The sequence below is a fragment of the Ruegeria sp. HKCCD7181 genome (genome assembly GCF_057221055.1).
In genome coordinates this window covers 124,973-139,650 of record NZ_JBWVBC010000006.1, presented here as the reverse complement: position 1 = coordinate 139,650, position 14,678 = coordinate 124,973, and the positions used below count along the sequence as shown (strand labels likewise).

General features: G+C 57.3%; 11 protein-coding genes and 1 tRNA gene. 6 read left to right on the top strand and 6 right to left on the bottom strand.

Features of this window, described 5'->3' with window-relative positions; genetic code table 11:
* The first annotated feature begins 37 nt into the window (after positions 1-37).
* A complete protein-coding gene (locus tag AC2TCY_RS13600) occupies positions 38-1,558 on the top strand; it encodes a divergent polysaccharide deacetylase family protein (protein WP_480848047.1) in 1,521 nt (506 codons plus the stop codon).
* A gap of 53 nt (positions 1,559-1,611) precedes the next feature.
* Here AC2TCY_RS13600 and trpE read toward each other — a convergent pair whose 3' ends face one another.
* The 5 genes from trpE to fabI form a co-directional block, all read right to left on the bottom strand.
* Positions 1,612-3,123, bottom strand: coding sequence for an anthranilate synthase component I (gene trpE / locus AC2TCY_RS13595; RefSeq protein WP_480848045.1), 1,512 nt, complete (start codon positions 3,121-3,123; stop codon positions 1,612-1,614).
* 12 nt (positions 3,124-3,135) lie between these two features.
* Entirely contained in the window at positions 3,136-4,977 is a 1,842-nt protein-coding gene (locus AC2TCY_RS13590; protein ID WP_480848043.1) for a SurA N-terminal domain-containing protein, read from the bottom strand.
* Between the two features lie 82 nt (positions 4,978-5,059).
* Positions 5,060-6,235, bottom strand: a complete 1,176-nt coding sequence (locus AC2TCY_RS13585) for an aminotransferase (protein ID WP_480848042.1) — start codon at positions 6,233-6,235, stop codon at positions 5,060-5,062.
* Between the two features lie 71 nt (positions 6,236-6,306).
* On the bottom strand, positions 6,307-6,816 hold the full coding sequence (gpt, locus tag AC2TCY_RS13580) for a xanthine phosphoribosyltransferase (protein ID WP_480848040.1): 510 nt from the start codon (positions 6,814-6,816) through the stop codon (positions 6,307-6,309).
* 4 nt (positions 6,817-6,820) lie between these two features.
* On the bottom strand, positions 6,821-7,627 hold the full coding sequence (gene fabI / locus AC2TCY_RS13575) for an enoyl-ACP reductase FabI (protein WP_480848038.1): 807 nt from the start codon (positions 7,625-7,627) through the stop codon (positions 6,821-6,823).
* Between the two features lie 135 nt (positions 7,628-7,762).
* Here fabI and pdxH point away from each other — a divergent pair, with 135 nt between their 5' ends.
* The 4 genes from pdxH (at position 7,763) to AC2TCY_RS13555 (ending at position 9,612) form a co-directional block, all read left to right on the top strand.
* Positions 7,763-8,368 carry a pyridoxamine 5'-phosphate oxidase gene (gene pdxH / locus AC2TCY_RS13570; protein ID WP_480848036.1) on the top strand — a complete coding sequence of 202 codons (606 nt, stop codon included), beginning with the start codon at positions 7,763-7,765 and terminating at the stop codon, positions 8,366-8,368.
* A 121-nt stretch (positions 8,369-8,489) separates the two neighbouring features.
* On the top strand, positions 8,490-9,017 hold the full coding sequence (locus AC2TCY_RS13565; RefSeq protein ID WP_480848035.1) for a cold-shock protein: 528 nt from the start codon (positions 8,490-8,492) through the stop codon (positions 9,015-9,017).
* 10 nt (positions 9,018-9,027) lie between these two features.
* Positions 9,028-9,492 (top strand): DUF192 domain-containing protein, encoded by a 465-nt coding sequence (locus AC2TCY_RS13560; protein WP_480848034.1) that lies wholly within the window; start codon positions 9,028-9,030, stop codon positions 9,490-9,492.
* Positions 9,493-9,535: 43 nt separating this feature from the next.
* Positions 9,536-9,612, top strand: a tRNA-Pro gene (locus AC2TCY_RS13555).
* Between the two features lie 6 nt (positions 9,613-9,618).
* On the opposite strand, the gene AC2TCY_RS13550 is transcribed toward AC2TCY_RS13555, so the two are convergent.
* The gene (locus tag AC2TCY_RS13550) at positions 9,619-10,056 is read right to left on the bottom strand and encodes a hypothetical protein (protein WP_480848289.1); all 438 of its coding nucleotides are present in this window, start codon (positions 10,054-10,056) and stop codon (positions 9,619-9,621) included.
* Positions 10,057-10,594: 538 nt separating this feature from the next.
* Here AC2TCY_RS13550 and AC2TCY_RS13545 point away from each other — a divergent pair.
* Entirely contained in the window at positions 10,595-14,215 is a 3,621-nt protein-coding gene (locus AC2TCY_RS13545; protein WP_480848032.1) for a vitamin B12-dependent ribonucleotide reductase, read from the top strand.
* Positions 14,216-14,678: the final 463 nt, after the last annotated feature.

Genomic DNA, 14,678 nt, shown 5'->3' with positions numbered 1-14,678 from the left:
AGGTGAGGCAGACAACAACGCGAGAGGCGAAACATCAATGGGCGGATTTTTCGGTGGACTGATCGCCGGGGCGGTCGTTGTTTTGTTCCTTGGTGTGGCTTTGTCCATGACCACGCCGCTGACCCGTAAACCCGACGTTACAACTGTGGCACCTCAGGTTGCAGCAGTGCCGGTGCTTGAAGGCACGGCAAACGTGGACGGAACCGGGAATGATGCGGATCTGGTTGAATTGCCGCCCCGCGCGCCCGAAAGCCCTACAGGCCAGTCTGATACGGTTGTCGGTTTGGTTGGCAGTGAACCGCGGGTCGATTCTCTGCCTCAGACGGGCTCCGCCCCTTCGGAATTGGAAGCACCGGACGACTCCACCGCGCCTTCAGTGGCCGTTGCTGGCGATTCACCGGCGCAAGTGGCGCAAGTGGCGCCCGTTCCAGCATCACCTCTTCCGGATGTAGAGCCGGATACAGTCGCAGAATTACCACCCGCGCCACAACCGGCGCCAGAGGAAGAGGCAACACCGGAAACAGAAATTCAGTTGGCTGAGCCTGTTTCTCCGCAGCCGGAAACTGAGGTTGCGATACAGCCTGGTGAAACGTCTAAAACAGAAGACGACCAGGAGGTTGCTACTTTGCAACCGGAACCACTGCCTGAACCTCAGATTGAATTGCCCGAAGCCCGTCCAGAACCCGAGGATGGTGACAGTCCCATTGCCGTTGAGGGGGAAGAGGACACGCGGCCGCGCAAACTGCCGCGGATTGCGTCATTGCCGCAGATTGGTGGCGAACAGCCATCGACCTCGGCTCAGGCAGTTGGAACGCGCATAGTTCCGCTGACCGAACGAGATGAGCCAACGGTCGAGGACGTTGTAGAAGCTGCGGTCGGGACGGGAAATCCGATCGAAGATTATGCAGCCAGTTTTGAGAATCCAGAAGCCAAGCCGCTAATGTCGATCATTCTGATAGACGATGAAGGCGCTTATGGTGCGGAGGCGTTGAAAGACTTTCCGTATCCGCTGAGCTTCGCTGTGAAACCGTCAGATCCCGACGCCGCGGAAAAGATGGCCCGACACCGTCAGGCCGGGTTCGAAGTTCTGGCCGTTGCTGATCTGCCCACGGCAGCCAGTGCGCAGGATGCCGAGGTATCTTTATCGGTATGGCTGGACGCTTTGCCCGAGACTGTAGGGATTCTCGAAGGCGTTGGTACCGGAATTCAGGGAAACCGCAAACTTGCCGATCAGGTGGCCGCGATTGCCGGCGGTACTGGTCGTGGTCTGGTCACGCAAGGCAAGGGGCTGAACACCGTGCAGAAGCTGGCTGCGCGCAACGGTATCCCGTCGAGTGTTGTGTTTCGGGATTTCGACGGCGCGCGACAAGACCCCCAAGTAATGCGCCGCTTTCTGGATCAGGCTGCATTTCGCGCCGGTCAGGAGGGCGCGGTTGTCATGCTGGGGCGTTTGCGTCCCGAGACGATCTCGGCCTTGTTGCTTTGGGGGCTTGAGGATCGCGGAAGCCGGGTCGCCATGGCGCCGATCTCGGCCGTAATGATGAACGAGATCCGGTAAGTCTCTTTAAAACCTGATTAATAAGGATGGTAGCCAAGCTGCCATCCTTTTCTTTAACTGTTGCCGTTGCCGGTAAATCGAGCAGCATCCGCAGCCGCGCGTCGGATTGCGTTCGATTTGTGAACGGTCTCCATAAATTCGGCTTCGGGATCGCTGTCATATACAACGCCACCCCCGGCCTGAATATAAAGCTTGTGGTCTTTGACGATGGCGGTGCGCAGAGCGATGCACATATCCATGTCGCCGCCCGCGCTGAAATAACCAACACCGCCGCCATAGACGCCGCGTTTTTCAGGTTCCAACTCGTCGATGATTTCCATCGCACGCACCTTGGGCGCGCCAGAGACCGTCCCGGCGGGCATCCCTGCAAAGAAGGCGTCTAAAGCGTCTTTATCTTCAGCCAGCTCACCAACGACGTTCGAAACGATGTGCATCACGTGGCTGTAGCGTTCAATTATGAATTCTTCGGTCGGACGTACCGTGCCGATCTTCGAGACCCGACCCGTATCATTGCGACCCAGATCCAGCAGCATCAGGTGCTCGGCCAGTTCTTTTTTATCGGCCAGCAGATCGATTTCGTTGGCCTTGTCCTCTTCGGGTGTGGCGCCGCGTGGGCGGGTTCCGGCGATGGGCCGGATGGTCACTTCACTGCCGAAAACTCGCACCAGAATTTCCGGGCTGGCGCCTACAACCTGAAAACCGCCGAAATTGAAGTAGAACATGAATGGCGAAGGGTTCGTACGACGCAAGGATCGGTACAGCGCAAAGGGAGGCAGCGGGAAATCTTGCGTCCAGCGCTGCGCGGGAACGACCTGAAAGATGTCACCTGCGCGAATGTATTCCTTGGCCTTCTCTACCGCCTCCATATAGCCGGATTTGGTAAAGTTCGACACAGGTGGTGCGACCTCTCCAGCCTCTCCCAGATCACGGGTCTCGGCGGGCATGGCCCGTTCCAGATCTCTGACGGCGTCCATCACACGTTCGGCAGCCTGCGCATAGGCAGCCTTGGCCGACTGACCGTCGCTGACCCATGCCGGAGACACCACGGTGACCTCGCCCTTTACCCCATCCAAAACAGCAATGACCGAGGGGCGCAGCATGATGGCATCCGGCAGGCCCAGAGGATCAGGGTTCACGTCCGGCAGGTATTCCACCAGTCGGACCATGTCATAACCCAGATAGCCAAACAGACCAGCCGCTGCCTGGGGCAGGTCATCAGGAAGTGCAATACGGCTTTCGGCCAGCAACGCACGAAGGTTGTCCATTGGATTGCCGTCCTGCGGAGTGAACGCATCCGCATCGAACCGTGCCGAACGGTTCAACGATGAGGTTTCACCATGACACCGCCAGACCAAATCCGGTTTCATTCCGATGATCGAATAGCGCCCGCGAACCTCGCCACCGGTCACGGACTCGAGCATGAATGCGTCTTTCTGCGTGCCAGTCAGCTTGAGCATCAGGGACACCGGCGTATCCAGATCAGCAGCCAATCGGGTATAAACGACCTGATTTTCACCGGCTTCATAAGCGCGTGCGAATGCGTCGTACTCGGGTGTCAGCGCCATGTTCGGTCTCGTTTAATAGCTGGCCTGTACGGCGTTCAGCGCCTGCTGATCCAGCACAGGACGGGCACGGGTCTGAGCGTCGCGCACGTAGATGTCGAAGATGTTCTGAGCCAGCGCCTGATTCAACTGCGCAGCCAAAGCGTCCTGCATGCGACGTTGTTCATCTGTTTCGGCTGGCGGCAGTTCTTCATCCAGACGCACGATCATTGCAGTGCCCAGGCCGGGAATGACGCGCAGTTCTCCCGGTTCCATTTCGAACACCTGACTCATGAAATTGGCGGGAACATCGTTCAGAAACGCAGTCCGGGTCAGCGCATTTTCCACTCGGAACGGCAGGCCCGTTGCAGTGAAATCACCGTCGGTTGCCAACTGTGTCAAAACGCTATTGGCCTGATCCTGCAACGCTTTTGCAGTTTCGGCCTGCACCCAGGCTTCTGCAACGCGCGGGCGCGCCGATTCCAGCGGTTCAGGACGGGGCGGGAGTGTATCATTCAAACGCAGCGCAAAGATCGAGCCATCTTCGAGGAACGCGACTTCGGGAAAATCACCGTCGCGGACGTCCTGAGCCGCAGAGCGGAATCCTTCATAAGCAGCAATTCCGTCTTCGCTCTGCCGGGTCCAGTCGATCGTACCCAGCTCCATCTCGGTCTCGGTCGCAAGCTCCTCCAGCGTGGCGCCACCTGCCAACATGTCGTTGATGTCTTCTGCCTGCGCCTCGATCAGGCGCCGCGCACGTTCGGCGGACAGTTCTTCACGCAGCTCGGCTTCGGCGTCTTCGAAGCTCACGTTATTTGCGGCCAGTGAACCGTTGATGCGGAACAAGGCGGGACCAAAAACAGAGGGTAACGGCCCAACTACGTCGTCGATTTCCGCTGCAAAAACATCGTCTGCAGCATCACCCAGATCGTCACGAGTGACATCGCCGAGATCCACATCGCTCAACTCGAGCTCGCGATCGCGGACCAGCTGTTCGAAGTCGGCACCTCCGACTTCCAGTTGAGCCAGCGCTTCGGTCGCCGAAGCTTCGTCGGAGAATACCAGCCGTTCGACTAAACGGCGCTCCGGCTGTTGGTACTGTCCTGCGCGTTGATCATAAAGACGGCGCAGAGCGTCCTCTTCGACCTCGACCATGTCCAGCAGCATTTCGGGCGACAGGACCGCATATGTCAGCTGCTTTGTGCGGGGCAGGGTGAACTGGTCAGTGTTTTCGTCATAATAGGACTGCACCTGCGCATCCGTGGGTTCAGAGATCGGTGTCTCCAGAGCATCCGAGGATAAGGTGGCGACCGTAAAGCTGCGCCTTGCCAAAACGTAATTTGACAGGGCGTCGGTCAATGTACGGGGCATTTCAACGCCGCTCATCACAGCGCCTTGCACGATTGTGCGGGCGGATTCCTTACGCAGGTCTGACTCGAACTGCGCATCTGTCATACCGACCTGTTCAAGCCGGAAGCGATAAGCCTCGCGATCAAACTCACCATTCACACCCTGAAAGGCGGGAATCTGGACGATCTCCTGTTGAAGGTTTTCGTCACCGATGGACACCCCCAACTGACCGACCTCATTGTCCAGCGCAGCAAGCGCAATCAGGCGCGACAGGGCCAGTTGGTCCAGCCCAAGCTCTTGTGCCTGAGACATCTGCATCGGCTGTCCGGTTTGCGCTTCTACCGCGCGGATTTCGCGCTGCAGCTCACGAACATAGGCATCGACCGAAACGTTCTCATCCCCGACTTGTGCTACCGTGCGTACCGTGCCGGTCAGACTGGTCGCGCCGAACCCGGCCAGGCCCAGCATCAAAAGGCCCATGAGTATCCAGACAAAGGTCTTTGATAGGTTTTTCACGCCTGTGGCCATAGTGCCCTCTTGATTTTGTTGTGGCAGGAACTGCCCCGTCGGTTGCGGCCCTGAATACGACGCGCACCGCCGAGGGGCAAGCTCAGAAGGTTACAGCCTGCAAACGGTCGAACAACTGTTCGATTCCAGCCCGGTCGAGATTGGCGAATGCCACACGCACCTGTCGTTTTCCCGCCGGGTCGTGATCGGGCATGAACATTGTTCCCGGCAGAAGAAGAATCCCTGCTTTGGATACTAACCGACGAGCCAATTCGTCCGAGGCCATGTCGAATGGGTGTTCGAGGTAGGCGAAATACGCACCCAATCCAAGCAATCGCCAACCCTTGGCCGTCAGGCGCGGCATCCCTTCGGTTATTGCGTCACGGCGGTCGAGGATTTCGTCACGCTCTCCCGCCACCCATTGAGACAGGTTCTGCATTCCCCAAAGGGCGGCGAACTGACCGATCTGACCAGGGCAGATCGCAACCGTATCCAGAAATTTCTCCATTTCCGCCAACAAAGAGGTGCTGCTGGCGACCGCACCAACCCGGTGACCGGTTAGCCGGTACGCTTTCGAGAACGAGTACAAGTGAACAAGTGTGTCCTGCCATCCCGGTTGCTGAAACAGGTCGTGCGGTGGGCCGCTTCGGCTGTCAAAATCGCGATAGGTTTCATCGACCAAAAGGCGAATCCCAGCCTCCTGCGCCAGATCGTAGAAGGCGCGCACAATTTCGGAGGGGTATTCGACACCACCGGGATTGTTGGGCGTCACCAGTGCTATTGCGCGGGTTTTGTCCGTGATCAGGGCACGGGCCTTGGCCGGATCAGGTAGGAGGTCATCACCGGTTGGCAAATCAACGGCAGTGACACCAGCCATATCCAGCCACATTTTATGGTTGAAATACCAAGGTGTTGGAAGGATGACCTCATCCCCCTGATCGGTGATTGCCGAAATCACTGCCGAGAATGCCTGATTGCAACCGGACGTTATTGCCACCTGATCTTCTGCAATCCTGGTTGCATAATGATCGCCAATTTGCGCAGCAAGCTCCGCGCGCAAATCATCATTTCCCAAAACCGGACCATAGAGGTGCGCGCTGTCCTCAGAGACTGCGAATTCGGCCATCGCCTGCCGAAGTGCCAGTGGCGGAGGATCGACCGGGGCCGCCTGACTGACGTTAATCAGAGGGCGCTCGGCGGGGAATGTGACCCCTTCAAGCCATCGACGCGCCTCCATTACAGGAGGAGGGAAGGTGGCTTTGGTACGAGTCTGGGTCATGGCGTGCCGATTCCTTGGCGAGGCTCGGCCTCGCGCATCCGAGGGTTATTGAACGGAAAAAGCCGGGGAATTTAGTCGGTGCCCCGGTAAGGTTGGACATATTGCAGGGCCATGTCCCACGGGAAGAAGATCCACGTGTCCTGGCTGACCTCGGTAATAAAGGTGTCGACCATCGGCCGACCTTTTGGCTTGGCATAGACCGTCGCAAAATGGGCTTTGGGATACATTTCGCGCACCAGTTCAAGGGTTTTGCCGCTATCCACCAGGTCGTCGATGATCAGGATGCCTTCGCCATTTCCCATCAGGTCGGGGTTCGGCGCCTTCAGCACCTGAGCTTCGCCCTGTTCCTGATGGTGGTAGGACCTTACGCTAACCGTGTCGACAGTGCGGATATCCAGCTCGCGGCTGACGATCATCGCCGGGGCCATGCCACCGCGAGTGATTGCGACGACGGCGCGCCAAGCGCCATCATCGGGACCTTGCCCATCCAGTCGCCAAGCCAGCGCGCGCGAGTCGCGATGAATCTGATCCCAGCTGATGTGGAAGCCCTTTTCGTGCGGCAGTTGGTCCTTGGCGCTCATGGTCTTAACCCTTTTCAACGTCTGGCGCGTCGACGGCTTTCATGCCGACGATATGATAACCGGAATCCACATGCAGGTTTTCCCCGGTTACGCCGCTGGACAAGTCAGATAACAGATAAAGGGCTGAATTGCCGACATCGTCGATCGTCACATTGCGGCGCAAGGGCGAGTTATACTCGTTCCACTTCATGATATAACGGAAATCGCCAATGCCACTGGCCGCCAGTGTCTTGATCGGACCGGCTGAGATCGCATTGACGCGAATCCCATCCTTGCCAAGATCTTCGGCCAGATACTTAACAGAAGCTTCCAGCGCAGCTTTGGCAACGCCCATCACATTATAGTGTGGCATCACCTGTTCGGCGCCGTAGTAGGTTAGCGTAATTGCGCTTCCACCTTCGGTCATCATCTTTTCGGCGCGCTGCATTACAGCCGTGAAGGAATAGACCGAGACATCCATTGTCAGATTGAAATTGGCGCGGCTGGTGTCAACGTAGCGACCGCGTAGCTCGTTCTTGTCGGAAAAGCCGATGGCGTGGACGACAAAATCCAGTTTGCCCCATTGCTTTTCGAGCGAAGCAAACAGACCGTCAATCGAGTCCTCGTCGCTGACGTCACAAGGCAAGACGATCTCACTGCCCAGCTGAGCCGCCAGAGGGTCGACGCGTTTCTTCAGAGCATCACCCTGATAGGAAAATGCAAGCTCGGCCCCGGCGTCGGACAAGGCGCGGGCGATTCCCCATGCGATGGATTTGTCATTGGCCAGTCCCATGATGAGGCCGCGTTTGCCGGCCATCAACTGATTTGACATGTTTGGTTCTCCGCCTGTCGTCGCGTTGTGTTTGGTTGGTTTATGCCATTGATTGCCATGCATCAAGGCCATGTGCTCTTGCTCGCAGCGGGTTCTCGCCTTAGGGTCGGGATCAACTGTTTCCAGGGGATGGAAATGAACGAGCGCAGTGGCATCTTTGCCGGCACCGATCCGTTGGAAATAGCGCGGCGGTGGTTGAGTGAAGCTGAAAAAACGGAACCCAACGACCCGAACGCGATTGCGCTGGCAACCGTGGACCAGGGTGGTTTACCTAACGTACGCATGGTTTTGTTGAAAGACATCGAGCCTGACGCTTTTGTCTTTTACACGAACTATCACAGCGCCAAGGCTGTGGAACTGGACGGTGCTGGCAAAGCGGCTTTTGTAATGCACTGGAAATCATTGCGGCGCCAAATCCGGGTTCGTGGTACAATCAGCAGAGAAGAAGGCCCGCAGGCGGATGAGTATTACGCCTCCCGCTCGCTCAAAAGTCGGTTAGGGGCTTGGGCATCGCGTCAGTCGCAACCGCTGGACAGTCGCACCGCGCTGATGGCCGAAGTGGCCAAGTTGACGGCAAAGCTGGGTCCCAACCCTCCGCGCCCTAAGTTTTGGGGTGGGTACCGGTTAATTCCGACTGAGATCGAATTCTGGGCAGACGGGGCTTTTCGGTTACATGACAGGTTCCAGTGGCGTTGGAATCCTGAGAGCTCTGAATGGCATATACAAAGGCTGAATCCATGACTCTCGCGTATCGTGAAATGCAACGGCCCATAAATGAAGGACTTTTTCGGCTTGAATTTGTGTGGCAATCTCATAGAAACCGAACCCTCAACGACCTCAATGCTTTCGTGATGGGAAAACAGTGCCAGAAGATCTGAACAGCATGTATCGCGTCCGTGGACACGTGAAATGGTTCGATCCCGCCAAGGGGTACGGATTTGTTGTGTCCGAAGAAGGCGGTCCGGATATTCTGTTGCATGTCAATGTACTGCGCAATTTCGGCCAGAGTTCGGTCGCGGATGGCGCGGGTATCGAGATCATGACGCATCGGACTGACCGAGGTGTGCAGGCGGTCGAAGTGGTCAGTGTCGATCCTCCGGCTCGGGCTGAGTCGATGATGCTGGCGGATTTCGCCGAGCTGGATCCGACCGTTATTGCAGCAGCGCCATTGGAAGCTGCGCGGGTTAAATGGTTCGACAAGGGCAAGGGCTTTGGCTTTGCCAATGTGTTCGGCAGCAGCGAGGACGTGTTCCTGCATATCGAAGTTTTGCGCCGTTCCGGACTTGCGGACCTGCAACCAGGCGAGGCGCTGGCGATGCGCGTGATCGACGGCAAACGCGGTCGCATGGCGGCGCAGGTGCTGGCATGGGAATCAGCCCTGAACGGGTGAAAGCTTTGTGATGAAATTTTCCTCGCTTCTGGTGATTCTCACTTTGACACTGAGTGGAGCCGCCAGGGCAGAGTGCAGACCTGATCGCGTCGACCTGAAAAACAATCAGGCACAGGTTCGCTTTGACATCGAACTGGCCCGGACCCCGCAAGAAAGATCGCGAGGGTTGATGTTCCGGGAAAACCTTCCAGCGCGCGCCGGGATGTTGTTTGTATTCGACCCGCCGCAACCGGTGGCGTTCTGGATGAAGAACACTCTGATCCCTTTGGACATGATCTTTGTCGATCGTGCTGGAATCGTGACACGTGTTCATCAGGGTGCGATTCCCGGCGATCTGACGCCCATCGAGGGCGGAGATTCGGTTTACGCTGTGCTGGAAATCAACGCGGGCCTTTCGGCGCGATACGGTATTCGCCCCGGAACGCAGATGCGTCACAAAGTTTTTTCGCAAGGCCCCGCAATTTGGCCATGTTAGGGGTTTTCAAATCAGATCACCGCCGTTAGGAAGGCGCACGGTCCGGGGCGTGGCGCAGTCTGGTAGCGCACCTGTTTTGGGTACAGGGGGTCGTAGGTTCGAATCCTGCCGCCCCGACCACTTCCTTCAAGAAATTGGCGTTCCGCCATAACCGGCGTAGATGTCCGTCAAATCGCGGTCCAGCGCATCACTTTGCACCGGGATTTTAATGGTTGAGCCGTTCTTTTGCGGTACGAGAAAGAACAGATCCGCATCCACACGATAACCCTGACCGTTTTTGGTCGAGCTCAGGCGTGTCACGATCTGCGGTAGTTTCTGCGGATAGCCATCGTAATTGAGAATCAAAAACGCGGTGGCGTCAGGCGAGAGCAATTCGCGACACTCGAAACTGCTTTGCCCGGTTTTCACATAGTCCTCACCAGGACCAGCGCAGTCTGTTTCAAAGGATGCGAACAGTTTTTTGGGATAGTCGGGGAACTGTGCGCTGCGAGACGGCAGGGGTAATTCTTGTGGTGTGCAGGACACTGAAAGGATCAGGATCGGAAGCAAGCGCAGAAGATGCATGATCAATTCAGTCCCCATTCAAATCCGTTTGGTCTTTTGGAGTATTGCACGCGTTCGGATTTTCCGAAGATGATTCTCTGACAGCATTGTTAATTGTGTTGCGGATGATCTACTGCCGGTAACTGTTGTGTTCGAAACAGGAATTTTATTTGAAGAATTTGGGCGTCTATCTGGTGCAGCTGTGAATAGTCTTGTGGAGGAATCGCAATTTGGCGACATGCCGCCCGTTTTCTGGATTACGTCAACAAAAAAGATTTCAAAATGGCGGAAAAAGGCCGTTGACGATCTATGGGTAGATACGCCAAATTGTATGGGCCGAAAGGATTGCCACTAAATCTGGTAGGAATAGCCGGAACGGGCAACGGACAAGGGTCGGAAAGCACTTAATTGCGACGTGCAACCGTTGAATCGGGTCTGCGCTGTTTTGTACGGCGCACCGTCCCTTTGTGTCCAGAATTAGACGGCAAAGCGGGCGGTACCCCGCAGGACAAGTTTAGGTGCCGGGAAGCGAACATTGGGCTGAATTGGGGCTGCGGAAATGAAGATTGAAAGAAAGTTCACCAAACCGGGGCAGGATGCATACGCAGATCTGGATTTTGTGTCGGCAACCTCGGAAATCCGCAACCCTGATGGCACCATCGTGTTCCGTCTTGATGGAATCGAAGTCCCCTCCAGCTGGAGCCAGGTGGCAAGCGATGTCATCGCGCAGAAATATTTCCGCAAGGCGGGCGTGCCCAGCCGCCTGAAAAAGGTCAAGGAAAAGGATGTCCCCGAATTTCTCTGGCGCTCGGTCCCGGCCGATGATGCTGAATTCGATGGTGAAATCTCGTCCAAGCAGGTGTTCGACCGTCTGGCGGGCGCCTGGGCCTATTGGGGCTGGAAGGGCGGCTATTTCTCGACCGAGGAAGACGCGCGCGCCTATTTCGACGAGATGCGCTATATGCTGGCGACACAGCGTGCCGCACCGAACAGCCCGCAATGGTTCAACACCGGTCTGCATTGGGCATATGGAATCGATGGCCCGGCGCAGGGTCACCACTATGTCGACTACAAAACCGGCAAGCTGACCAAATCAAAATCCGCCTACGAACATCCGCAGCCGCACGCGTGTTTCATCCAGTCGGTCGACGATGATCTGGTGAACGAAGGTGGCATCATGGATCTTTGGGTGCGCGAGGCGCGCCTGTTCAAATACGGCTCGGGTACCGGGACCAACTTCAGCCATCTGCGTGCAGAAGGTGAAGCGTTGTCGGGTGGCGGCAAGTCCTCGGGCCTTATGGGCTTTCTCAAGATCGGCGACCGCGCCGCTGGCGCGATCAAATCAGGCGGCACAACCCGTCGAGCAGCAAAGATGGTAATCGTCGATGCTGATCACCCTGACATCGAGAAATTCATCGAATGGAAGGTGATCGAAGAGCAGAAGGTGGCCTCGATCGTTGCCGGATCGAAGATGCACGAGAAGATGCTGAACGGCATTTTCGAGGCCATCCGCTCGTGGGACGGCGCGCAGGACGATGCGTATGATCCCAACAAGAATGACAGCCTGAAGAAAGCGGTTCGTGAGGCGAAAAAGGTCGCGATCCCCGAGACTTACATCAAGCGCGTGCTGGATTACGCCAAGCAGGGCCACGACAGTATCGAGTTCCCGACCTACGACACGGATTGGGATTCGGAAGCCTATAGCTCGGTCTCGGGTCAAAACTCGAACAACTCGATCCGCGTGACGAATGCGTTCCTGACTGCCGTCGAAAAAGACGCCGATTGGGAACTGATTAACCGCACCGATGGCAAGGTTGCGCGGACTGTGAAGGCGCGTGATCTATGGGAAAAGGTCGGCCATGCGGCTTGGGCCTGCGCCGATCCGGGTATCCAGTTCCACAACACGGTCAACGAGTGGCATACATGCCCCGAAGACGGTGAGATTCGTGGCTCGAACCCGTGCTCGGAGTACATGTTCCTGGACGATACGGCCTGTAACCTGGCGTCAATGAACCTGCTGACGTTCCTTAAGGATGGTGAGTTCCAAGCGGCCGACTACATGCACGCCTCGCGCCTGTGGACGCTGACGCTAGAAATCTCGGTGACGATGGCGCAGTTCCCGTCGAAGGAAATCGCGCAATTGTCCTATGACTTCCGCACGCTGGGTCTGGGTTACGCCAATATCGGCGGTTTGCTGATGAACATGGGTTACAGCTATGACTCGGATGAAGGGCGTGCCATTTGCGGATCGCTGACCGCAATCATGACAGGCGTTGCCTACGCCACCTCGGCTGAGATCGCCGGAGAGCTTGGTCCGTTCAAAGGCTATGAGCGCAACGCAGACCATATGCTGCGCGTCATCCGTAACCATCGCCGTGCGTCGCAAGGTGTTACCGAGGGCTATGAGAAACTGGCCGTCAAGCCAGTGCCTCTGGACCACGACAACTGCCCGGACAAACGTCTGGTTGATCTGGCCATGTCGGCTTGGGATGAGGCGTTGAGCCTTGGTGAGAAGAACGGTTTCCGCAACGCGCAGGCCACCGTGATCGCGCCGACCGGAACCATCGGTCTGGTGATGGATTGCGATACCACGGGGATCGAGCCTGACTTTGCTCTGGTCAAGTTCAAGAAGCTCGCGGGCGGCGGTTACTTTAAGATCATCAACCGCTCGGTGCCTTCGGCGCTGGAAAAGCTGGGCTATTCTTCGGCTCAGATCGAAGAGATCGTGGGCTACGCGGTCGGCCACGGCACCATCGGCAACGCACCGGGGATCAACCACACCTCGCTGACTGGTCACGGCTTTGGCCCGAACGAGTTGGCCAAGGTGGACGCCGCGCTGGAAAGCGCATTCGACATCCGGTTCGTCTTCAACCAGTGGACGCTGGGCGAGGACTTCTGCACCGGCGTTCTGGGCATCCCGGCGACCAAGTTGAACGACCCGACCTTTGACCTGCTGCGCCATCTGGGCTTTACCAAGGCGGATATCGACGCGGCAAACGACCATGTCTGCGGAACGATGACGCTGGAAGGTGCGCCGCACCTGAAGGAAGAGCACTATTCGATCTTCGACTGCGCCAACCCGTGCGGCAAGAAAGGCAAGCGTTTCCTTGGGGTTGATAGCCATATCACCATGATGGCAGCGGCGCAGAGCTTCATCTCGGGCGCGATCTCGAAAACAATCAACATGCCGAATGACGCGACCATCGAGGACTGCCAGAAGGCCTATGAGCTTAGCTGGTCGCTTGGCGTCAAGGCCAACGCGCTGTACCGTGACGGCTCGAAACTCTCGCAACCGCTTGCGGCTGCTCTGGTTGAGGATGACGACGAGGCCGCTGAGACACTGGAAAGTGGTTCGGCGCAGGAAAAAGCCGTCGTACTGGCTGAGAAGGTGATCGAGAAGGTTGTGGTCAAGGAGATCATCCGCAGCCATCGCGAGAAACTGCCGCATCGCCGCAAGGGATATACCCAAAAGGCAATCGTGGGCGGCCACAAGGTCTATCTGCGCACCGGCGAGTTTGAAGATGGCAAGCTGGGCGAGATCTTCATCGACATGCACAAGGAAGGTGCTGGCTTCCGGGCGATGATGAACAACTTTGCCATCGCGGTGTCGGTCGGCCTGCAATACGGGGTGCCGCTGGAAGAGTTCGTCGACGCCTTCACCTTCACCAAGTTCGAACCGGCGGGAATGGTGCAGGGCAACGACTCGATCAAGAACGCGACGTCGATCCTGGATTACATCTTCCGCGAACTGGCCGTGTCCTACCTGGACCGCACCGATCTGGCCCATGTGAAGCCCGAAGGCGCAACCTTCGACGATCTGGGTCGGGGCGAAGAGGATGGCCTGTCCAATGTCTCGGAAATCAGTGACCGCGCGGCCTCCAAGTCTTTGGAAGTGCTGAAACAAATCAGCTCGACCGGGTATCTCCGCAAACGTCTGCCGCAAGATCTGGTGGTCTTCAATGGCGGTCAGGCCGAGGTGAACGGCATGGCCGAAACCGCGCCCACCTTTGAAGCGCCTGCAGCTGAAACCACTGTCGCAACCAGCATGGACGCACGGACCAAAGCCAAAATGCAGGGCTACGAGGGTGATCCTTGCGGCGAATGCGGAAACTACACGCTGGTGCGCAACGGTACCTGCATGAAATGCAACACCTGCGGTTCCACGTCGGGTTGTAGTTAAAGAAAACGCCCCGGCATCCCGGGGCGCAGGGGTCGGAAGCTGCCACAGTGACCGGCCCCGACGAATACGGAGCAAGGCCTGAGACTTACCACAAGGCGCCTTGTTCCACTCGGTCGACATGCCCGTGTCGACCGGGAACAGGGTGGGGCGGAATATTGCTCTTTCCCACTCTCTCACGGGGCGGGTGCGCTCGTCCCATGCGCAGTCCAGGCCGCAGGCAAAAAAACACCGGGCGGTCAACGATATGAGCCTGGAAGGCGAAACTAACGGGGGGCTTCGGCCCCCTTTCTTTTTTGGGCACCTGAGTCGCCGATTTGAGCGCAGGGTTGCCGGATCATCCCAAATCCGTCGGGCAAGAACCGCCGAAACGCTGATTGGCCGTTTTGTCCAGCGGCGGATTGCGGATGCGACTCGGTGAAACACGCGGAGATTGGCGCGAAAACACTGAAATCCCGCAATGCGG

Coding starts and splice junctions, on each gene's coding strand:
- AC2TCY_RS13600 (WP_480848047.1), top strand. CDS start 38: ATGGGCGGATTTTTCGGTGGACTGATCGCCGGGGCGGTCGTTGTTTTG.
- trpE (WP_480848045.1), bottom strand. CDS start 3,123: ATGGCGCTGACACCCGAGTACGACGCATTCGCACGCGCTTATGAAGCC.
- AC2TCY_RS13590 (WP_480848043.1), bottom strand. CDS start 4,977: ATGGCCACAGGCGTGAAAAACCTATCAAAGACCTTTGTCTGGATACTC.
- AC2TCY_RS13585 (WP_480848042.1), bottom strand. CDS start 6,235: ATGACCCAGACTCGTACCAAAGCCACCTTCCCTCCTCCTGTAATGGAG.
- gpt (WP_480848040.1), bottom strand. CDS start 6,816: ATGAGCGCCAAGGACCAACTGCCGCACGAAAAGGGCTTCCACATCAGC.
- fabI (WP_480848038.1), bottom strand. CDS start 7,627: ATGTCAAATCAGTTGATGGCCGGCAAACGCGGCCTCATCATGGGACTG.
- pdxH (WP_480848036.1), top strand. CDS start 7,763: ATGAACGAGCGCAGTGGCATCTTTGCCGGCACCGATCCGTTGGAAATA.
- AC2TCY_RS13560 (WP_480848034.1), top strand. CDS start 9,028: ATGAAATTTTCCTCGCTTCTGGTGATTCTCACTTTGACACTGAGTGGA.
- AC2TCY_RS13550 (WP_480848289.1), bottom strand. CDS start 10,056: ATGCATCTTCTGCGCTTGCTTCCGATCCTGATCCTTTCAGTGTCCTGC.
- AC2TCY_RS13545 (WP_480848032.1), top strand. CDS start 10,595: ATGAAGATTGAAAGAAAGTTCACCAAACCGGGGCAGGATGCATACGCA.